Below are 21,191 nucleotides of genomic sequence, written 5' to 3'. Positions count from 1 at the left end.
TATTCCTTATCTCAGATTTTCCATGCACCGGATTCAATGCCGGTCACTAGTTTATTGACCACTTCACGAATGGCCAAATCCAATACTTTTCCATTGAGGGTGGCATCGTAACTTGCGGTGCTACCAAAACCGATGATTTCACGTTCAGACAAGCTGTACTCGCCCGCACCTTGTACGGAATACACCACTTCGGAGTTGGTCACATCGACTACGTTCAGGGTCACTTTGGCATAGGCAATTTGCGATTTTCCTTTACCCAAAATACCGAACAATTGCTTGTCACCAATGGCTTTGCGGCCAAATTCTGTCACATCGCCGGTGACCACAAATCTGGCCCCGCTGATGCTTTGCTGAGTGCCTGAACGCTGTGCTTCAGTGGCCAGCATCTGCATATTGTCTCTGTCCAGCACCACAAAACGATTGGTTTGTTGCAAGTGACTCATGATGGATGTTTTGGCCTGATTGCCCAAACGATCCTCGCCGGTTGAGAAAATACCGTTTTGAAAGCCAGAGCGGTTAACAAATTGGCCTACTGCCAGCTTGCTTTTCTCACCATTGTATTGGGTGTTGTAACTGGCCACCGTAGGGGTTTCAACCACTCTGGATTCAGTAGTAGCACAACCAGATAACGCGCTTGCAGCCACAACGGCAAGCAGGGCTGCGTTGGCGGCGGATAATTTTAATTTGATCACAATAACTCCTTTGTCATGAACCTGAACACTGAATTTGGGGGCCTGGAATTAGAATATGGAGCTTGGGTGGAGAGCCTTAAGAAGGATTTGAATCACATAAGTCCATTTTATTTGCTATCTCATTGGGCTGATACATGCCCTGATAGATAAATTCCTTGATGGTGCTGTTAGAAAAGCATCATGTTATCCCGCCAATGATGGTATCACCGATGCTCTGGCCATGAAATAAGCGCTCACAGGATGAGCAAAAAATAATTGGGTGGCTGGTATAAAGAGAAATGCCCGCGAACAGCAGGCATTACTCCGTTTCTTTATTATTGCTCGTTGTAGGCAAGCGCCAGCGCTTCAGCCACGCGAATGCCGTCGATACCGGCTGACCATATCCCTCCCGCATAACCAGCGCCTTCGCCGGCAGGGTAGAGGCCTTGGACATTGATGCTTTGGTAGTCTTTGCCCCGCTTAATGCAAATTGGAGAGGACGTCCGGGTTTCTACCCCGGTTAACAGACCATCGGCCTTGGCAAAGCCCCTGATTTGTTTGTTAAAAGCCGGGATCGCTTCGCGAATGGCTTCGGTAACAAAATCCGGTACCACTTTACTTAAGTCTGTCAGGGTCACACCTGGGGTATAAGAGGGTTTGACGTCGCCCAATTCGGTGCTGGGTTTACCTGCCAGAAAATCCCCAATTAGCTGGGCCGGGGCATGGTAGTTGTCGCCTCCAGCATGGTATGCGGCTTCTTCCAGGCGGCGCTGCAATTCGATACCCGCCAGCGGGTGGCCTGGGTAGTCCTTCTCTGGCTCGATACCCACCACAATGGCGCTATTGGCATTACGTTCATGGCGTGAATATTGGCTCATGCCATTGGTGACCACCCGACCTGGTTCCGAAGCGGCTGCTACTACCGTACCGCCGGGACACATACAAAAACTGTATACCGAACGGCCATTTTTACAGTGATGCACCAGCTTATAGTCGGCGGCGCCAAGAATGGGATTGCCTGCATTGTCACCAAAGCGGCATTTATCGATCATGCTTTGTTCATGCTCGATGCGAAAGCCCACGGAGAAAGGTTTAGCTTCGATATAGACACCTTGGTCATACAAGGCTTGAAAGGTATCACGGGCGCTGTGGCCAACTGCCAGGATCACTTGCTTACAAGGCAGGTACTCGCCGGTGGACAGATGCAGGCCCTTAAGTGTAAAGCCTTCACCTTGTTTATCCATATCCAAACGTTCTACCCGGGTGCTAAAACGGATCTCACCACCCAGATCAATGATCTGCTGACGCATTTTTTCCACCATGGCCACCAGTTTAAAGGTGCCTATATGGGGCTTGCTGACATACATGATCTCTTCTGGTGCCCCTGCATCCACAAACTCCTGCAGTACCTTACGGCCATAATGCTTGGGATCTTTGACCTGGCTATAAAGCTTGCCGTCAGAAAAGGTACCGGCACCACCTTCGCCAAACTGCACATTGGATTCAGGATTTAAAGGCTGCTTGCGCCAAAAACCAAAGGTGTCTTTGGTGCGCTCGCGTACGGCTTTCCCGCGTTCAAGGACAATAGGTTTAAAACCCATCTGCGCTAATATCAGGGCGGCGAAGATGCCGCAGGGACCTAAACCAACTACCACGGGACGATGCGGCAGTTCAGCAGGGGCCTGGGCGACAAATTTGTACTCCATATCCGGAGTAGGGCGCACATGGGGATCTTTAACGAACTTCGCCAATAACGTCGCTTCGTTGCTAACGTCCACATCCAGGGTATAAATCAGCTGAATATCTTTATTGTTGCGCGCGTCATAGCCCCGTCTGAACATATTGAAGGACAGCAACTGCTCCTTGCTGATCTTCAGCTTTGCCAGTATGGCCTGCTCCAGAGCTTGTTCATCGTGATTAAGGGGGAGTTTGATTTCCGTTAAGCGCAACATATACCGATCTCTTGAAAATGGCTGGACGGACTATCCGTCAAGGCGGCGCTATTCTAGTTCAGAGTGCGCAGAATGCACAGGAAAGCATGTCAAACTTGAGTTTTAATGCCGCTACTTTACACTTAGCGCCCCAAATGTATCCAAAGATAAATACCTGACAATGGCCTTTGTAGTTACCGACAATTGCATTAAGTGTAAATACACCGATTGTGTGGCGGTTTGCCCGGTAGACGCCTTTTTTGAAGGGCCGAACTTTTTGGCTATCGATCCGGTAATTTGTATCGACTGTGCCTTATGTGTGCCTGAATGTCCCGCCGATGCCATTGTGCAAGATGACAAACTGACCGATGCGCAAAAGCCCTTCCTGCAACTCAATGCCGAATTAGCCCAGCAATGGCCGAATATCACTGAAGTGATCGATCCTCCGGCTGATGCCGACCAATGGAATGGCGTACCGGATAAGTTACCGTTATTGGAACGCTAGATTTCACCACAGAGACACAGAGGTCATGGAGAGCAGTAGAGCTGATTTGAATAAAAATCCTCTGCGCTCTCTGTGTCTCTGTGGTTAAAAATTCTTATCCTTTAAAGCCTTTGGCGACGATATAGACTTCGCGAGAGCGGGGGCGGGAGGCGGATGGTTTACGTACCAGCACTTTTTCAAAAGAACTACGTACATCTTTGACATAGTCTTCATAGCCGACGCCCTGGAAAACCTTCGCCACAAAGCTTCCGCCCGGCTTTAGCACATTGCGGGCCATATCCAGCGCCAGTTCTACCAGATACATTGAGGCATATTGGTCGGTGGTTTTTACGCCACTGTGGTTTGGCGACATGTCGGAGATCACCACATCGGCCTGGGCATCGTCCAGGGCTTGCAGAATTTGTTCGTACACCGCTTCGTCGGTAAAATCACCCTGGATAAAGGTCACACCGGTGATGCCATCCATCGGCAGGATATCCGAAGCGATAACCCGTCCTGACTCGCCAACCATGGGGGCCACAATTTGAGACCACCCGCCGGGGGCAGAGCCCAGATCCATGACCGTGTGGCCAGGACGAATGAGTTTGTCTTTTTCATTGATTTCGAGAAGCTTATAACTGGCCCTGGAACGATATCCGTCAATTTGTGCCTTCTTTACATAAGGATCGTTGACGTGTTCATCCATCCATTGTTTGCTGGTTTTAGATCGGGCCATAAGTTCTGCTTCGGGTAACACCAAAAAGGGCGCATATTGTAGACTTGCCGCCCTTAATTGCAAAACCATTACGTAAGGGCAGGGTTCCTGCGTAAAGAGAGAATCAAACCACAGAGACAAGAGAGATTGGTAGGATAGGGGGAGATAACCGACACAATTTCTAGCCTTCTCTGTCATCTCCGTGACTCTGTGGTGAACTACTTTAGTTTTTGGGCCTAAGGCAAAATATTATGAATTTAAGCGATGTAAAAAAGCTGCATCAAAAAAAATACCGCAGCCAATTTGGCCATTATCTGGTGGAAGGTGAGCATCTCGTTTTGGAGCTGCAAAAAGCCATGAAAAAACAACAGGGGCTGGGTGAGATCACCTTGTATGTTACGGACAACTATCTCGATTGGGTAAAGAAGCTGGATATGGCCTATAGCCTGGTGCCAGTCAGTGAAAAGCAGATGGCCCTGCTCAGTGATACCAAATCTCCGCAAGGGATTATCGCCCTGGTACCTATGCCCAAAGCACTAAGAGATAAGCCAACTAAAGGCTCTAAGGAACGCTGTATTTATTTGTATGAAGTCCAGGATCCCGGCAACCTGGGTACCATTATCCGCACCTTAGCCTGGTTTGGCAGCTTTAGGTTATTGCTCAGTCCCAACAGTGTGGATCCTTTCAATCCCAAAGTGGTGCGTGCCAGTATGGGCGCCATTTTCCATCTGCCCATTGAACTGGATGTTGAGCTCATTGATTTAGAAAACCGTTTCGACCAATTTGCCTATCTGGATATGCAAGGCAGTCCTATCGGTGATCCCAAGTTCGGTGGCTATCAATGCTATCTGTTTGGCAATGAAGCCCGGGGCGTGCCAAGCGAAGCCTTAACTAGCTTTAATGCCCAAGCCTTTACCATCGAGGGTTGCGGCAATATCGACTCACTGAACCTGGCCAGTGCCGTTAACATCTGCGCTTATCAATTGTCGGTTTAGAGATAGAAAATGGCTGAGCTAAATCTTGAAGATGTATTAGCCATTGTGTTGAAAAACCCACCGGGCATAGATACCCAACAAGCCATGATTAATGCCGCGGAGACATTGATCGCAAATGGCATGAACAAAGAGCAAGCCATTGAGTTTGTATTTGGTCATGTGCTGTCTAACAACAAATCCAGTTAACAATCCCGAACGATCTTTCCACATCAATTGGTTGTGAGTGCGCTACGTAAAATCTTGGCCGGTATTGCTGGTTATTCGCTAGAGATTTTACGTAGCTGCGCCAAATAACCAGACCTGTAATTTTCGGATTATTCATCCATGTGAAGACATTTCGGGTAGCCCCTGGCTCCCCCAGTCTCAATATAGTCAAGTTCCCATAATGTATAATATGTTAAATAATGTTAATTCCCGAATATGGCTCTTTGTGTTTGTGGGTGTTTACACCATTTACTCCCCTTCTTGATGATCACTGTGGATCCAAGGTCCAGTTTTCTCCTCCAAGGCGTCGCTTAAAATGATGCTCCTACGTGAAAAGTTTGTGCCTTTTGGGGGGAATTCTACGCAGATTTCACGTAGCGAAATCCTTTGCTGATGGTGAGGATCTGTTTTAACAAGCAACTAAGACGTAGCCCCTTTATGCGCAGCTTTATGCTGCTCGCCTATACTGGTGTAGGTTTTCACCTCGGAGCGTCCAGATGGAACGTCGAGCTTTTCTTACCGGAACAGGATTAACCCTTGCCGCCAGCAGTTTAGGTTTATCTGCCCTGGCCGATGACAAACAAACCGATGCCTATAGCGGTGCAACCGCACTGGCGCCTGCAGATTGGACTGGACTACGAAAACAATTCTCGCTGACTCATGATTATGTGCATTTGGCCACCTTCTTATTGGCATCCCATCCAAAGCCTGTTGCCGATGCTATTGAAGCGCACAGACGCGCTTTTGACAGGAATCCAGCCGATTACTGGCATGAACACTTTATGACCATAGACGCAGAGATCTGTGCGTCTGCGGCTAAATATATGGGCGGTCAAGGTCATCAGATTGCGCTCACCGACAGTACCACGATGGGACTGGCTTTGGTTTATAGCGGACTGAAGTTGCAGCCCGAAGAAGAGATCCTGCAAACCGTGCATGATCACTACTCTACCGATTTGTCCCTTAAATTGCGGGCCGATCGTACCGGTGCCAAGGTAAAACGCATTGCCCTATATGACGATCCGGCCAGCGCCAACGTGGAAGAAATCGTTTCACGGCTTAAGGCTGGTATTCAGGAAAAAACCAAGGTAGTGGCGGTTACCTGGGTACATTCCTCTACTGGTGTTAAGCTGCCAGTTCGTGCCATGGCGGATGCGATCCAAGACATTAATGCCAAACGCAGTGCGCAGCAGCAGATCCTGTTTTGCGTAGACGGTGTTCATGGTTTTGGTATAGAAGATCAAGATATCAGTCAGCTTGGCTGCGACTTTTTTATTGCCGGCACGCATAAGTGGATCTTCGGTCCCCGTGGGACCGGCGTGATATGGGGCACAGATAAAGCCTGGCAGCAAAGCAACGCTGTGATCCCCAGTTTTAGCCAATCTTATGATGTATGGCTGGGCAATAGTACCCAAGAGCAGGTGCCCATAGGCGAACATATGACGCCGGGCGGCTTCCACTCTTTTGAGCATCGCTGGGCCCTGCCCCAGGCCTTTTATCTGCATCTGCAGCTTGGTAAAGCGCATGTACAACAACGGATTCATCAGCTTAACAGTCAAACCAAGGAAGGCCTGGCCAAGATGGCCCACGTTAAACTCTATACGCCTAAGTCAACATCGCTTTCCAGTGGCCTGGTTTGCTTTGATGTACAGGGAATGAAGGCCGATGAGGTCGTCAAAGCATTGCATCAAAAGGGCATCATTATGAGTGCTACGCCCTATCGCAACTCTTATGCCCGGTTTGCACCAAGCCTGATTAATAACGAGCAGGAAATCGACAAAGCCCTGGCCGCCATTGCGGCCCTGGCATAAGGAAAAGGTATGCCCCAGCAAGAATCGCCCGTTAAACGTCGTCGCCAACATGCCTTAAGGCGCGGCGTCACTTCACTGCCTATGGATTTTCACTATCTGTGCCGCGAGAAACCCGAGCGTATTGGCATTGTTGCCGAAGGTGACTCCTGGTTTGCCTACCCGCGTAAATGGATCGCCATGGGCGCCGATGTCAATGTGCTGCATCATATTGAAGAACGGGTAGAGAATACCGATAAGGTTAATTTGCTGCGTCTGGCCTGTAATGGCGATGAGGCGGTACAGATGTTATCTGGTCGGCAGAAGGAAACCTTGGTTGGAGTATTGGAAAAAAGCGCCGCCCATATTCAGTTGCTGCTTTTCTCCGGTGGTGGCAATGACATAGTTGGTAAGCGCGATATGCCTGCACTGCTCAACCGCTATCAAAATGGCTTTTCTGCTGAGCAATGTATCAATCGGACGCGCTTCGATATGACCTTGCAGGCGGTTATGCTGGCCTACCAACAACTCCTGGCTTTACGGCAGGATATTATCCCCCATGCCAGCATCATCACCCATACCTATGATATCGCCCAGCCGGTTGACCAAGGGGCCGAGTTTTTCTGGGGGTTGATAAAAACCAAACCCTGGATCTACCCCTACCTAGTGGAAAAACAGATCCCGCCTACCCTGCACCTGGATATCGTCAGGATCCTGCTTGGTACCTTTAAAGACAAGCTGATGCAGTTAGCCAAATCGCCGCAGGCTCAAGGTCAATTAAAAGTGGTGGATACCCAGGGTATCCTGCGCGCCAGCAACACGGATGACTGGCTGAATGAGATCCATCCCACCACTCAGGGGTTCAGGAAGATTACAAAGCCTATTTATCAGCAGATGCGTACCTTACAACCGACCTTACCGCCCTGGTAGCTATCATTATGCCTTATAAACAGATTTCAGACTTACCCCAGCAAGTTACCCAACATTTGCCCAAGCATGCACAGGAAATTTATCTGGCCGCTTTTAATAGCGCTTGGGATCAATATGCCAATAAAGAGGATCGGAAGGGCGACGATTCACGGGAAGAAGTTGCCCATAAAGTGGCCTGGGCCGCGGTCAAGCAGTCCTATGAAAAAGGACCCGCTGATACTTGGGTCAAAAAGTCTTAACAAATCAGTGACGTAGAATACTAAAGTCGAGGAAATGGGTAGAGCAGGAAATACAGGGATCGTAGTTGCGGATGACCTGCTCGCAGAAACGTTTAAGCTCATCATCACTGTGGCTTAAACCAAATCGTGCGACAGACTGACGCAGATCCTGCTCTATCCGCGCCTGGTTTTGACTGGTTGGAGGAATAATCGAGCATTTGACCACCCGGCCTTTTTCATCCAATTCATAATAATGGTAGATCATGCCGCGGGGGGCCTCGGTACAGCAACAGCATTGCCCTGCCCTTGGCTGCACCTTGACGCTGGCTTCTCCTTGCGGACAAGGCTGTGCCAATATTGTCTGAGCCTCCAGTAATGCCATATAAATTTCGACACATCTTGCCACGATACTGGTAAAGGGATTGGTATTGGGAAACTTCACCCCCAGCTCTTTTAACAGGGCTTTTATGGGCTTGGGCAACTTGGCCACATTGTTATTGAGCCTGGCCAGCGGCCCTACCAAATAGTCTTTACCTTCAAACAAGGAATACAACGCCGTGGAATGGCGTACCTGATGTTCGGCAAAATGAGCCTGATATTGCTCATGGCTTAGTCGGGTGCCATCGCTAACCACTATCTCGCCACCATTGATGGGATAATCCGATGTGTCCTTCAGGCTAACCCAAAGAAAATCATGGCTATAGTCAGGCAGCGGTAAGGCTGCAGCCCAACGCAACAGCACCTCGGCCAGGGGCAATGCCTGGTTTACTTTCAAAGCCGCCTGTTGCCAGCTCTCTGGCGAGGGAAAGCGGCCAAAACCGCCTACCTGTAAGCCAACCGGATGCACCGACCGCCCGCCCAGCAGAGTCATCAGGCTATTGCCTGCTTCTTGTATCTGCATTCCTCTTTTAAGCACATCAGGATGTGCTTTGGCCATGGCCAACGCGTGGTCAAAGCCCAGAAAATCAGGCGCTGCTAAAAAATGAATATGTAACGCGTGACTTTGAATCCATTCTCCTAAGTTCATTAATCGGCGTAATTGGGTTACCTTGGCCGATACCTTCACCTGAAACAGCTTTTCAATGGCGAGTATGCTGGTGAGCTGATATGCCATAGGACAGATGCCGCAGATTCTGGCATTCAAATCGGGAATGTCTTCATAAGATTTGCCTTCCAGAAACTTCTCAAACAATCGGGGTGGCTCGAAAATTTTCAGGTGCAAGCGCTCAATCTCATCGCCTCTGGCCACTAACTCCAGTGCCCCTTCGCCTTCCAGACGGGTAATAAAAGGCACATTGACATTGATGCGCCTGCTTTTCATTGTTTGTCCTCTTCTGAAAGCTTGGGATCCAGAGCCTGCCAGTGATGGTACTGTTCGTTAAAATCCGGGGATTGACTGTGAATGCTGGCAAAACGCTGGGCGATTTGCGCCGGCATCAGGCCGAGACCGGCGAAGCGCTTACCCAGGCTCTTGCCATTAGGTTGCTCGGAGGGACCGAAACAGCCGTAGCAGGCCCGCCCAAAAGCAGGACATAAGGCGCCGCAGGCGGTACGCGTAACCGGTCCAAGGCAGGGAGCCTGGCGTGTAACCATCACACAGACCTGTTGGCGACGCTTACATTCCATACAAAGTTTTTCTTTATTATCAATGGGTAAGGTGCCAAATCTGAGCTGACGAATAAGATTGTTAAGTTGTTCGATGGTAATAGGACAGCCCCACAGCTCAAAATCCACCTTGGCATGCGCTTTGATGGGCGTACTGTTGGCCAAGGTGTCAATAAATTCGGGTTTTGCGTAGATGGCTTGTTTCCAGGCGCGTTCATCCTGCATATTGCGAAGGGCCTGCACCCCACCACTGGTGGCACAGGCACCAATGCTGACCAACAGTTTACTGTTGCTTCTGGCGTGCTGCAGTCTTTGTAGATCTTCTGGGGTGGTGACGCTGCCTTCTATCAACGCCAGGTCCACACTGGCATCGGGCTCGTATAAGCCACCTTCTATAAAATGCACAATGTCTATATCTTCAAGCAAGTCCAACAACTGCGCGCCTTGATTGAGGATCGCTAACTGGCAGCCTGAACAGGACGTCAGCTTATGAATGGCAACACGTAGTTTGGCCATCAGACCCCCCTCAAGCCAAACCATTGCTTGATTTGCGGGTAATGAAACACCGGCCCGTCTTTACACACAAAGTAAGGACCTAACTGGCAGTGACCACAGCTACCCACGCCACATTGGAAATTGCGCTCCAAGGTCATATAGATGGCCTCTTCCGGGACATTGAGGTCGGCCAGGTATTTCAGGGAAGAGACCATCATCATTTCCGGCCCGCACATCATCACCGTGCAGTGTTTGGGATTAAATTCTGCCAATTCCAACAACCCGGTGACCAATCCCAGGCGCCAGCGCTGTTTACGCTGGGTTTCACGGCTGGCCGCCAGCAGTACCTGGCAGTCTTTTACCTCACGCCATTTATCATATTGTTGCTGCCAGAGCAGGTCCTGATGGTGTTTGACGCCCTGCAGAATAATAATGCGCCCGTATTTGTCTTTGTTGCGCACCGCGTAATGGATGGCTGCCACCACCGGCGCACAACCCAGGCCTGCGGTAATAAAGACCAGATCCCTTCCCTCCAGTTGTTCCAACGGCCAGCCATGGCCAAAGGGACCGCGCAAACCAATCTGACTGCCCTCGGCCAAGTCGCTTAAGGGGCGGGTGACATGACCCACGGCGCGAATGGTGTGCATAAGGTGCCCATCCCGCCAGCCCATAATCGATATGGGTACTTCACCCACACCAAACAGATAAAGCATATTGAATTGGCCAAAGTGAAATACAAAAGGCCGCTCGCGACCCAGGGCCAGGTGTAAGGTACAAATATCCGGGGTTTCCTGTTCCTTTTTGACCAAGATGGCGCTCATGGGCAGCATATAATTCATGGCTTATCTCCCAGACACAGAGCTCTGGCTTCTTCCACCAGGTCGATAGCTACCGGACACCAGGCAATGCAGCGACCACAGCCCACACAGCCGCTGCGGCCATATTGAAGTTGCCAGTTGGCAAGCTTATGCAGCACCCATTGACGGTAACGCTGACTAATTTCGTTACGTATAACCTTGCCGACAATATAACTATGCTGTTCGCTAAAGCAGGAATCCCAGAGCCTGACCTGGCTGGACGCTTGTCCTTTAATATCGCTGTGACTTTCTTGTTTGGAGCAAAAACAGGTAGGACACACTGAGGTGCAATTGCCGCAGGCCAGGCAGCGTTCTGCAATATCCTGCCAGCGTTGATCATCCAGCTTGTCCACCAGTGTCATTAAGGTCTTCTCATCGGGCATTTGCCGCTCTTGCTGCTGTACCGCCCGCTGGTGCTGACGAGTAGCAACCGCGCGTTTTGCGCCGCTGGCCGCTTCCAGGCCCAGTTTGTCGGCAATCCGTTGGCCTTTATCGCTACCCACATTGATAAGATATCCGCGATCCAGTTCATCCAGACAAAGATCAAAGCCTGACTCGGCACTCGGCCCATCGCCTGTGGAGACACAAAAACAGGTACTGGCGCTGCGACTGCAATTGACCGCAACAATAAAAAGTTGTTGGCGTTTGGCTTGATAACTGGGATCAGGGTACGGTCCCTCAGCAAAATGTTTGTCCTGAAGCGCCAACGCAGCCAAATCACAAGCGCGAAGCCCGATAAAGGCCAAGGGCCGGATGGCTGGAAAGCTTTGCCTGAATATCAGGCCATCGTCGGTGTGTTCGGCGCGCCATAGCTCTTGCTCCGGCGCAAACAAAAAGGGCTTCAGCCCTTGTGGCCCGGTGTTAAAGGCAAAAGCCCGTTTATGTCTGGCCTTTTTTAACTGGTAACGCCCGGGGGCACTGTCTTCTTCTATGCCATAGGGCAACTCGGTGGCATCCGCTAATTCTTCAAATACGATGGCATCGTCTTTGACTTTAGGGCCGATGACCCCGTAACCCTCAGCCCTGAGGCAATCTATCAGCAGCTGTAGCTGCTGTTTAGGCAAGAAGTGCTGTGTCACGTTGCCTCCGAGTCGTCAGCCAATTAAGCCAGGTCCCGATGCCCTCACCGCTTTTGGCTGAAAGTTGAATAAGCTCCCCCCTGGGATTGAGGCGCTTTAGCTCCGTTTTAAAGCGATCTACGTCAAAATCCACATAAGGGAGTAGATCCACTTTGTTTAAAACAATGAGATCACATTGGCTGAACATATGCGGGTATTTTTGTGGCTTATCCTCACCGTCGGTGACCGCCATCATCGCCACGCGCGCGTGCTCGCCAATATCAAAAAGGGCCGGACACACCAAATTACCGACATTTTCAATGATCAACAGGCTGTTATCTTTCGGGCAAAGTGCCGCTAATCCCTCTTCAATCATCTCGGCATCTAAATGACAGCCGCTGCCGGTGTTGATTTGCACCGCCCGCCCCCCGCTTTGGGCAATGCGTATGGCATCGTTATCGGTTTGCTGATCGCCCTCCAAAATGGCCAGGTCGGCAAACACGCCGCGCTCACAAGTGGATTGCAATAATTGGGTTTTGCCCGCCCCTGGTGTTCCCATCAGGTTGATACATAAGATCCCGCGCTCATTGAGCCATTGCCGGTTTTGTTCCGCTTGCTTGTCATTCGCTGCCAACAGGGGAACATGTAACGCCAGATGCGCCGGTTTTTCCCCGACATCCAAAGGCGCTGCGCCTTTCAACGGGCTTACACCATATTTGCCACCACCACAGCCACAATCTCTACACATCTTGAAACTCGATTTGTTTTAACATCAGTTCTTGTCCCTTGTTCAATTGGTAATCATAGCTGCCACAGGGGCAGGCCTCGCCATAACGGTTAATGGCGAAATGCCGGCGACACTGATGACATACCGCTTGTGCCGCCTTGTTTTCGATAACCAATTCACATTCATCAAGCTCAGCCTCTGCCTTTACCAAATCAAAGCAAAACGCCAGACGTTCACCGTCCACACAGCTTAGTGCTCCTACTTCCAGCACCACCCGGCTGATGGGCTTGTGCCGATAGGGCATCAGGTTTTCCAACAGGGCTCGCACCAAAGATAGCTCATGCATCAGCAAATCCTCGGCAGTTGCAGGCCGTAAGGCCAATCAAGCAGACGTTTTCCACCGTAGCTTGTGTGCAATGTGACGCCCGGACTTGCATTGGTAACGGTGCCAATAACGGCAGCGGATGTACCGTAAGGATGTTGTTTCAGGGATTGAAGCACCGCTTCTGCCGCATGCTCGGCAACCACCAGTACCACCATGCCTTCGTTAGCCATAAACCAGGGTTCCAGGCCCATCAGTTCACAAATCCCGTGAGTCGGAGCCCTGATTGGCAGCCTGTCCTCCTCTACCAAAAGATGGGTGTGGCTGGCCTTGGCAATATCATGCAGGACGCAGCCCAATCCGCCGCGGGTAGCATCGCGCATGGCTTTGATACCTTGGTGGTTGCCAAGCAGTGATTGGATAAGTCCGTTAAGTGGTGCGCAATCGCTGTGCATGTCACCGACCATGCCAAGCTCTTCTCTTGCCAGCATCACCGCCGCGCCATGATCGCCGATACTGCCGCTAACTAAGATCCTGTCGCCGGGTTTGGCATGGCAAAGACCCAGATTCAGATGGGACGGGATCACGCCAATACCGCTGGTATTGATATAAACACCATCTGCCATGCCCCTGCCCACTACTTTAGTATCGCCAGTTTGAATGGTGACGCCCGCTTCTTTAGCGGTATCTCCCATGGAATAAACAATGCGTTGAAGCACCGAGATCGGCAGCCCCTCTTCGAGGATGAAAGCCGCACTGAGTACTTTGGGAATGGCGCCGCCCACTGCTAAATCGTTTACCGTGCCGCAGACCGCCAGCTTGCCAATATCGCCGCCGGGAAAAAATAAGGGCGTGACCACAAAACTGTCAGTGGTAAAAGCCAAACGATCACCGTTTGGGGTAAACTCTTCCAAGGTTATTCTGGCCTGATCTTCCTTGTCCGCGATGGCGGTATCGCCAAAGGCGCTTAAGAAAAGGCAATCAATCAATTCTGCCATGGCCCGTCCACCGGCACCGTGGGCCAGGGTGATGCAATCTTCAGCCATGGATCCCCGTCTCCTTATCAGGAAGATACTGATAATAGGCGGCGCAGGCCCCCTCACTGGACACCATTAACGCACCCAGGGGATGCTCGGGCTTGCAATGCTTTGCAAACAGCGGACATTGATTAGGCTTGCGTTGGCCCTTAAGCACTTGTTGGCAATAGCAGGGCTCTTGTTGGATACCGGGCTCGGCGCTTGGAGAAAAATGTTTGGACGCATCAAATGCGCTAAAATCGGGTTTAATACGCACGCCAGAATTCTCTACCCATCCCAGCCCTCGCCATTGGCAATCTTCGCCATAATCAAATACAGAATCCATGGCCGCTAATGCGGTAAGATTTCCTCTGTGATTGACGACCCTGGCATAGGCATTTTCTGTTTCGCAGCGCCCTTCTTTTAGTTGTATAAGCAGTTGGTACAGCGCCAGTAAAAAATCTACCGGCTCAAACCCGGCGACAACCAGCGGTTTGTGGTGCACTTTGGCGACGGGCTGATAGGCATCTGTACCAATTACCATGCTCACATGACCGGGACCGATAAAACCGTCTAGTTGGATATCTCCCCCCGCCAGCAATGCCTCTAAGGTGGGCATCAGACGAATATGATGGCAAAGCACTGAAAAATTGTTTATTCCCTGTGCTTTAGCAGTGGTCAATGTCAGGGCTGTACTTGGCATGGTGGTATCAAAGCCAATCGCCAAAAACACCACCTGCTTATGTGGATTTTTAGTGGCAATGGTCAGGGCATCGAGTGGCGAATAGACCACGCGAATATCGGCCCCATGCGCTTTTGCCTGCAACAAACTTTGCGATGTACCCGGCACACGCATGGGATCGCCGAAAGTGGTGAGGATCGTGTCTGCTTTTGCGCTGATGGCGATAGCTTCATCTATAACCTTTACCGGCAACACGCAGACCGGACAGCCTGGGCCATGAATAAACTCAATGGAATGCGGCAGTAATTGGGCAAAGCCATAGCGAAAAATGGCATGGGTGTGGCCACCGCAGACTTCCATGATCTGTATGGGTCGGCCAAATGCAGCGGCCAACTCATCAGCGAGCGGCGCGATCTTTTGTATAAGCGCCTGCACTCTGGCGGCATCTCGAAATTCACGCATCGTCCGCCTCCTCCTGCATGCTGGCTAGAAGTGCCAGGTCGTCCAGAGCCTGGGCTTCATCGATGACGGCCATGGCAAACCCCACATGTACGATCACCCATGTCCCTATTAAGCTCTTCAGATCCAAGCCCTGAGACTGTATTAGCGCGAGGCTGAACTGGCGTTGGATCCCGCCGCTTTGGCCAATGGCAAGGGCCTGCTCAGGATCCACAATTTCAACAATTTGCGCCGGCACCCCTAAACACATGATCCGGCCTCCCAATTAGCCAGGGCCACTGCCGCCTGCCCAAGCGCTAATCCGCCGTCATTGGGCGGTACCTTTTCATGCAGCAATACCGCAAATCCCTGGCACTCCAACACTGCTTTAAGGGCACTAACCAGCAGGTCGTTTTGCATCACGCCCCCGCTTAAGGCCACGGTATCGAAGGACGCTTCCTGATTGATCTGTTTGCAAAGTTTTACTAATGCGGCCACCAGACTCTGATGAAAGTCTGCGGCAATCTGTGCACAAGACTTTTTCGTCAGATCGACAAGCAGTAACGGCCAGATTGGCGCTGGATTAAGCTCCCAGAGGGAGTCCATCTTGATCATTTTGAAGGGGTAACTGGGCGTCGCCGAATCAGCAGCCAGCGCAAGGGTTTCCAGGGCCATAGCTGCCTGCCCTTCAAAGCTTTGGCGATAAGGCGCCACGTCTAACAAGCAGGCTACGGCATCAAATAATCTGCCAGCCGAGCTACTTTGCATAAACTGCCCCTGGTGCCTTAGCAGCAGGTTGGCACTGTGGTTGTCGATGCCCAGTTTTTGCAGCAACTCCTCTGCAAGGGGCCAACAGCCTGCTTGCTTGAGTCTGGTGATAAGGCAGCGCCAAGGCTCAACATTGGCTTTGTCGTTGCCCAATAATGGTGACGGGGCCAAGCGTCCCAAGCGTTTTACGCTCTGATAATTGCCAAGCAGAAACTCGCCGCCCCACAGGCTGCCATCTTCGCCATAACCCAGCCCGTCCAATACGATCCCCAGGGCTTGTTTGCCTTGCCACTGATTTTCTGCCAAGCAGGCTGCCATGTGGGCATGGTGATGCTGCACTTGGAAAAGTGGCAGATTGAGTGTTTGTGCTAGTCGCTTACCCAATTGATGGGACTGATAATCCGGATGACTATCGACGACAATCAATTCGGCTTGTTGTTGTGTCAAGGCTTGCAGCGTTGCAATATCTGCTGTTGCCGCTTCCAGGGCCTGTGGATGCGTCAAATTGCCATGATGAGCACTTAAAACCATTCGCTGATTGGCGCTTTGAGCCATCACATTTTTAAGATCGCCACCAAGGGCCAACACCGATTTTTGGCTGTGTAGATTTGGCGGCAAAGATAATGCCTCTGGTACAAATCCCCTGGCTCGTCGAAGCACCATGGGTTTATTGGCAATCATACTAACCAGGGAGTCGTCCTGGGCATGGACAATGGCGCGATTATGCAAGACAAAGCCGTCAGCCAAGGGGAAAAGATGCGCAAGTGCCTCTTCATTTTGATAGCAAAGGGGCGCGCCGCTGATATTGCCCGATGTCATCACCAAACCATGGGGAAACCCCTGGCTGAGCAATACATGCAAAGGCGAATAAGCCAGCATCACCCCTAACTTTGCCTGATTAGGTGCAATATTTTCAGCAAAGGCCATTTTGGCGTGGTGCTTATGCAATAACACAATGGGCGCGCTTGGCGCCGCTAAACAGTCCATGGACTGACTATCAAGGCAAAACGCCTGGTTTACCGCCGCCACAGAGTGAAACATCAATGCCAGCGGCTTATCCGGACGTCGCTTTTGTAAGCGCAGGCGAGCGATGGAATGCTCGTTTTCGGCGTCACAGCAAAGATGAAAGCCGCCGATTCCCTTGATTGCCAGGATCTTGCCTGCTTTCAACCAACCTTGAGCCTGCTTGATCAGCGCCTGACTGTGCCCGACTATCGGCTGGCCTTGTTGGTCGACCAACCAAACAGAGGGACCACAGTGTGGACAGGCCAGGGTTTGCGCATGGAAACGACGATCATCGGAATCCAGATAAAGGGCTTCACATTCCTGGCAAAAAGGAAAGGCAGCCATACTGGTTCGCTCCTTATCCCAGGGCAGACTGTCCACAATACTAAAACGTGGGCCACAGGCGGTGCAGCTGACAAAGGGATATTGATAAAAGCGGCTGAGCGAGTTTTGCAGATCCTCTTTGCACTGCTCACATATAGCCCGATCCTCCAGCGGCAAGGCACCTCTGCCCTGCTCCAGACTTTTATCCAGTCGAAAACCTTCCTGGGCGTTGGCCCATATCGTTGCAATATGGATAGTGTCGATATGTCCGGGAGAAGGTAATTGCTGTGATAAGTGTTGGGAAAAAAGCTGCACGCTGTCGCTGTCACCTTGTAACAGGATCTCGGCACCTTCCAGGGTGTTGCGCACATAACCTCTGAGCCCCATTTTTTGGGCTAATCGACAGACAAAGGGACGAAAACCAACGCCTTGTATCCGTCCTGTCACCAGCAAACGGGTAGAAGCAATCTGTTTAGTGGTTGCGGTTTGGCCCATCTGTATTTCCTAGGATCTTGCCGCGCAATGGCTTTTCACCACCTTGCATGCAATATGCGGGCAAGACCTTAACCCTTTAACGCCGTGATCCCCATCGGCTTAGCTTGCGCCAACAAAATGCCCGGTATATTGCGCCAGATCAGCTTCCAGGCTTTCCAGCAACTTTTCACACAACTCAGGTATGGCACGTTGCGCTTCGGGGCTGAGCTTATTGCTGTAATTGGAGAAGTCTTTGGCGGTGATGGCAAACAGATCGATACGAGGTAAGGGCTGGATCAACGACGGTAACATGGAAAGTAAGGCATCCAGGCGGCCACCATGCACCAAAGGTTGGTCTTCATGCAGTTCATACAGATCCAGATTTTGTTTGACCACTATCTTGCCGGGGCGTTTGGGATCCAGTAACGCATCCACCAGTATCACCCTGTCACAATGGCTAAACAGGGGGACCAATGCCACGCCGCCCACACCTGCATCAATCAGACCAATGTGATGCGGCCAGCACATATGACAGAGTTCTTCGAAGACCCGGCTACCAATACCGTCGTCACCATGGAGCTTGTTGCCTAAGCAGAGAATACGGATCTGAGATTTTTTCATCTTGTCCCTATGTCTTGTTGTCACGATGAAGGAGAGTGCCTATATGTAAAGATAGGCTAAAAATACAAAAAACACTGTTTTTACAGATAGTTGATAGTCGATAAGCGATAAGAGCGGGGTTTCGTGTGTTTTTTATCCGCTATTGTCATTGATCTTGGTTAAATTACGGCCAAGGCAGCCCCGTTAAACTTGCCGACAAAAAGCACAGGATAAAACTATGCCAGGCCTTAGTAGCCAAGAGGCACAAGCACGACTCGCTAAGTACGGTGAAAATCGCTTGCCAGAGCCCAAGGAAACCAGCGCTTTGGTGATTTTCATACGCCAGTTCAAAAGTCCCTTTATTTATGTTTTGTTTGCGGCAGCCGTGGTGTCCTGGTTTTTGGGGCAACAGGTAAATAGCTACTTTATCCTGGCGGTGCTGCTATTGAATGCTGTCATTGGCACGGTACAAGAATATTCTGCAGCGCGGGCCGCCAAGGCTTTGAAAAAGATGGTGCCATCCTTTGCGTCGGTCTACCGCGATGGTGACGTTATCCGCATCGAAACGCATTTACTGGTGCCGGGCGATCTGGTGCAACTGGTCTCTGGTGATAAAGTGCCCGCCGACATTCAGCTAAAGGAGAGCCGAAATCTTAGTGCCGATGAATCCCTGCTTACCGGTGAATCGCTACCACAAAGTAAGTCTGCAGACGCACAGGTAAGTTCAGAGGCGCCACTAAGTGAGCGCAGTGACAGTTTGTTTGCCGGTACTCTGATCAGTCAGGGACGGGGAAAAGGTGAAGTGGTCGCCACCGGCTTCAATACCCAATTAGGCAAGATAGTAAAACAAGTAGCCGGCGGTACGCAGGTTAAGCCGCCGTTGATGCAACGAATTGAATCTTTTACCCGTAAAATATCGGTCGCTATTTTATTGATCATTGCCCTGCTTTTTGTGATTACCGTGCTAAGGGGAGACGATCTTTCCGAGGTATTTTTGATGGGCGTCGCCCTGGCGGTATCCGCCATCCCTGAGGGCCTTCCTGCCGCCATCACTGTGGCCTTGGCCATCGGCATGGGACGCATGGCCAAAAAAGGCGTGATTGTCCGAAAACTGCTGGCGGTAGAAGCCTTAGGCTCCTGTACTTTTATTGCTTCTGATAAAACCGGCACCCTGACCATGAACGAAATGACTATCACAGAAGTGGATCTTAGTGATGGTCATCGTTATCGGGTGACAGGAGAGGGGCTGGACCTGCATGGTGAAGTGGAAAATGAGAGCGCGCGCACAAACGGTGATTTGTTGCATGAATTAGCCCTTTGCGCGGCGCTTGCCAATGAAGCCACACTCAGATGCGAAGATGGGCAATGGTTTGGCGAGGGCGATAAAGTTGATCAGGCCTTTTTGGTGTTAGCCGCCAAGCTTGGATATGAACCTGGTGAACTGACGAAAGTGTATCCACAGCAAGGTTTAATCCCCTACGAATCTGAGCATGCCTATTGCGCCAGCATCAACATCATTGGCCAGCAGCATAAGGTGTGTATTAAAGGCAGTGTGGAAAGGCTGTTACCTATGTGCAGCCTGGACGGATTGGGGCGTGAGCTTGACAAAGAACAGATTCACCAACAAACCAGCCACATGGCCAGTCGCGGTTTACGTGTACTGGCAGTGGCGGGTAAAGCGTTGGAATTGGAATCCATCGAGTTGACTGATGCGTTGCACCATATGCGCTTCTTGGGTTTGGTAGGGATAAAAGATCCTATACGCCCTGGGGTAATTGAGGCCATTGCCGAATGCAAAACTGCGCATCTGGAGATTGCCATGGTCACTGGCGATCACCCCGATACTGCCTTGGCTGTTGCCAGGGAGTTACAGTTTGAACCTTACCCGCAACACGCCGTTATTGGTCAGCAAATAAAGGAGAAAGAGGCGGATTCGGTTGGCTTTGATGCCTTGGTAGACAAAGGCCGCGTATATGCCCGGGTAGAGCCACAGCAAAAATTGCAATTGGTTCAGGCTTGGCAGCGCCAAGGCCATTTTGTGGCGGTGACCGGCGATGGGGTCAATGACGCCCCTGCCCTGCGCCACGCCCATGTAGGGGTTGCTATGGGCCAGCGGGGTACCGATGTAGCCAGGGAAAGTGCCGATTTAATTATCACTGATGATAATTTTGCCAGTCTGGTGGAAGGGATCCGTCAAGGGCGAATCGTTTACAACAATATCCGTAAAGTGGTGTTTTTGTTAATTAGCACGGGGGCTGCCGAAATCGTGCTTTTTATCCTCTCCGTCTTGATGGGGCTGCCCCTTCCCTTGTTGCCGGTGCAATTGCTATGGCTGAACCTGGTGACCAATGGTTTGCAAGATGTGGCGCTGGCCTTTGAGCCCGCCGAGGGTGATGAGCTTCGGCGTGCGCCCAGAAAACCCAAAGAGCCAGTATTTGATCGCTTGATGATAGAGCGAGTGCTAATCAATGCCCTGGCCATGGGCTGTATCGCCTTTGCAATCTTTTATCTTGCCCTGGAGCAGGGCATGAGCGTGGAATCTGCACGAAACACCACCTTATTGCTGATGGTGCTGTTTGAAAATATCCATGTATTTAACAGCCGCTCGGAAACCCGTTCCATTTTTAAGCACCGCTTCTTCAGTAATCCCTTCCTGCTCTTCGGCATGCTGGCCGCCCAGGGGCTGCATATTGGCGCTATGCACAGCACATTTTTGGGTGGCATTTTGCAGATTGAACCGGTTGCGCTAACGCTGTGGGCCCAGTTACTGGGATTAGCCTGCACGTTATTGCTGGTGGATGAGATCCACAAGGTAGTCATTCACCGAAGACAAAAAGCCCATGCGGTTTGATAAAAGGGCGCTGGAAAACATCTTCTCTGATCTT

General features: G+C 51.0%; 21 protein-coding genes. 7 read left to right on the top strand and 14 right to left on the bottom strand.

The features are described 5' to 3' along the window. Window positions 1-11: 11 nt before the first annotated feature. Window positions 12-656: a CsgG/HfaB family protein gene (locus P2G88_RS18265; protein WP_275798710.1), complete on the bottom strand. Its 645-nt coding sequence runs from the start codon at window positions 654-656 to the stop codon at window positions 12-14. A gap of 350 nt (window positions 657-1,006) precedes the next feature. Further along, window positions 1,007-2,623 carry an NAD(P)/FAD-dependent oxidoreductase gene (locus tag P2G88_RS18260; RefSeq protein ID WP_275798675.1) on the bottom strand — a complete coding sequence of 539 codons (1,617 nt, stop codon included), beginning with the start codon at window positions 2,621-2,623 and terminating at the stop codon, window positions 1,007-1,009. 160 nt (window positions 2,624-2,783) lie between these two features. Here P2G88_RS18260 and fdxA point away from each other — a divergent pair, with 160 nt between their 5' ends. Beyond that, window positions 2,784-3,107: a ferredoxin FdxA gene (fdxA, locus tag P2G88_RS18255; RefSeq protein ID WP_275798673.1), complete on the top strand. Its 324-nt coding sequence runs from the start codon at window positions 2,784-2,786 to the stop codon at window positions 3,105-3,107. A gap of 94 nt (window positions 3,108-3,201) precedes the next feature. Here fdxA and rlmE read toward each other — a convergent pair whose 3' ends face one another. Next, window positions 3,202-3,822 carry a 23S rRNA (uridine(2552)-2'-O)-methyltransferase RlmE gene (gene rlmE, locus P2G88_RS18250; protein ID WP_275798671.1) on the bottom strand — a complete coding sequence of 207 codons (621 nt, stop codon included), beginning with the start codon at window positions 3,820-3,822 and terminating at the stop codon, window positions 3,202-3,204. A gap of 230 nt (window positions 3,823-4,052) precedes the next feature. Between rlmE and P2G88_RS18245 the strand changes: the two genes are divergently transcribed. The 5 genes from P2G88_RS18245 to chaB all read left to right on the top strand — a co-directional run bounded on the left by P2G88_RS18245 (window position 4,053) and on the right by chaB (window position 7,956). Then, window positions 4,053-4,796 (top strand): RNA methyltransferase, encoded by a 744-nt coding sequence (locus tag P2G88_RS18245; protein ID WP_275798669.1) that lies wholly within the window; start codon window positions 4,053-4,055, stop codon window positions 4,794-4,796. Window positions 4,797-4,805: 9 nt separating this feature from the next. Continuing rightward, entirely contained in the window at window positions 4,806-4,982 is a 177-nt protein-coding gene (locus tag P2G88_RS18240; protein WP_275798668.1) for a hypothetical protein, read from the top strand. 515 nt (window positions 4,983-5,497) lie between these two features. Next, entirely contained in the window at window positions 5,498-6,811 is a 1,314-nt protein-coding gene (locus P2G88_RS18235; RefSeq protein WP_275798666.1) for an aminotransferase class V-fold PLP-dependent enzyme, read from the top strand. A gap of 9 nt (window positions 6,812-6,820) precedes the next feature. Further along, on the top strand, window positions 6,821-7,717 hold the full coding sequence (locus tag P2G88_RS18230) for a hypothetical protein (protein ID WP_275798664.1): 897 nt from the start codon (window positions 6,821-6,823) through the stop codon (window positions 7,715-7,717). 8 nt (window positions 7,718-7,725) lie between these two features. Next, on the top strand, window positions 7,726-7,956 hold the full coding sequence (gene chaB / locus P2G88_RS18225; protein WP_275798662.1) for a putative cation transport regulator ChaB: 231 nt from the start codon (window positions 7,726-7,728) through the stop codon (window positions 7,954-7,956). Window positions 7,957-7,960: 4 nt separating this feature from the next. Here the strand turns inward: chaB and P2G88_RS18220 are convergent, their stop codons facing one another. The 11 genes from P2G88_RS18220 to P2G88_RS18170 form a co-directional block, all read right to left on the bottom strand. Next, window positions 7,961-9,256 carry a Ni/Fe hydrogenase subunit alpha gene (locus P2G88_RS18220; RefSeq protein ID WP_275798660.1) on the bottom strand — a complete coding sequence of 432 codons (1,296 nt, stop codon included), beginning with the start codon at window positions 9,254-9,256 and terminating at the stop codon, window positions 7,961-7,963. Beyond that, window positions 9,253-10,056: a hypothetical protein gene (locus tag P2G88_RS18215; protein ID WP_275798658.1), complete on the bottom strand. Its 804-nt coding sequence runs from the start codon at window positions 10,054-10,056 to the stop codon at window positions 9,253-9,255. The genes P2G88_RS18220 and P2G88_RS18215 overlap by 4 nt, the downstream gene beginning before the upstream one ends. Beyond that, on the bottom strand, window positions 10,056-10,874 hold the full coding sequence (locus tag P2G88_RS18210) for an FAD/NAD(P)-binding protein (protein ID WP_275798656.1): 819 nt from the start codon (window positions 10,872-10,874) through the stop codon (window positions 10,056-10,058). The genes P2G88_RS18215 and P2G88_RS18210 overlap by 1 nt, the downstream gene beginning before the upstream one ends. Then, window positions 10,871-11,971, bottom strand: a complete 1,101-nt coding sequence (locus P2G88_RS18205; RefSeq protein ID WP_275798653.1) for a 4Fe-4S dicluster domain-containing protein — start codon at window positions 11,969-11,971, stop codon at window positions 10,871-10,873. The genes P2G88_RS18210 and P2G88_RS18205 overlap by 4 nt, the downstream gene beginning before the upstream one ends. Continuing rightward, window positions 11,949-12,698 carry a hydrogenase nickel incorporation protein HypB gene (hypB, locus tag P2G88_RS18200; RefSeq protein ID WP_275798651.1) on the bottom strand — a complete coding sequence of 250 codons (750 nt, stop codon included), beginning with the start codon at window positions 12,696-12,698 and terminating at the stop codon, window positions 11,949-11,951. The genes P2G88_RS18205 and hypB overlap by 23 nt, the downstream gene beginning before the upstream one ends. Beyond that, complete coding sequence (locus P2G88_RS18195) at window positions 12,691-13,023, bottom strand: hydrogenase maturation nickel metallochaperone HypA (protein WP_275798649.1); 333 nt, start codon at window positions 13,021-13,023, stop codon at window positions 12,691-12,693. Before P2G88_RS18195 ends, hypB begins: the two co-directional genes overlap by 8 nt. Further along, window positions 13,023-14,045, bottom strand: a complete 1,023-nt coding sequence (hypE, locus tag P2G88_RS18190; RefSeq protein ID WP_275798647.1) for a hydrogenase expression/formation protein HypE — start codon at window positions 14,043-14,045, stop codon at window positions 13,023-13,025. The genes P2G88_RS18195 and hypE overlap by 1 nt, the downstream gene beginning before the upstream one ends. Further along, window positions 14,038-15,159, bottom strand: coding sequence for a hydrogenase formation protein HypD (hypD, locus tag P2G88_RS18185; protein ID WP_275798645.1), 1,122 nt, complete (start codon window positions 15,157-15,159; stop codon window positions 14,038-14,040). The genes hypE and hypD overlap by 8 nt, the downstream gene beginning before the upstream one ends. Beyond that, window positions 15,152-15,406, bottom strand: coding sequence for a HypC/HybG/HupF family hydrogenase formation chaperone (gene hypC / locus P2G88_RS18180; protein ID WP_275798643.1), 255 nt, complete (start codon window positions 15,404-15,406; stop codon window positions 15,152-15,154). The genes hypD and hypC overlap by 8 nt, the downstream gene beginning before the upstream one ends. Further along, entirely contained in the window at window positions 15,397-17,727 is a 2,331-nt protein-coding gene (hypF, locus tag P2G88_RS18175) for a carbamoyltransferase HypF (protein WP_275798641.1), read from the bottom strand. The genes hypC and hypF overlap by 10 nt, the downstream gene beginning before the upstream one ends. A gap of 99 nt (window positions 17,728-17,826) precedes the next feature. Further along, the gene (locus P2G88_RS18170; protein ID WP_275798639.1) at window positions 17,827-18,327 is read right to left on the bottom strand and encodes a hydrogenase maturation protease; all 501 of its coding nucleotides are present in this window, start codon (window positions 18,325-18,327) and stop codon (window positions 17,827-17,829) included. Between the two features lie 217 nt (window positions 18,328-18,544). Here P2G88_RS18170 and P2G88_RS18165 point away from each other — a divergent pair, with 217 nt between their 5' ends. Beyond that, window positions 18,545-21,157: an HAD-IC family P-type ATPase gene (locus P2G88_RS18165; RefSeq protein ID WP_275798638.1), complete on the top strand. Its 2,613-nt coding sequence runs from the start codon at window positions 18,545-18,547 to the stop codon at window positions 21,155-21,157. Window positions 21,158-21,191: the final 34 nt, after the last annotated feature.

The sequence above is a fragment of the Aliiglaciecola sp. CAU 1673 genome, assembly GCF_029223185.1.
GTDB lineage: Bacteria > Pseudomonadota > Gammaproteobacteria > Enterobacterales > Alteromonadaceae > Bowmanella.
The sequence above is the reverse complement of the archived record's forward strand: the minus strand, read 5'-3'. Positions and strand labels throughout refer to the sequence as shown.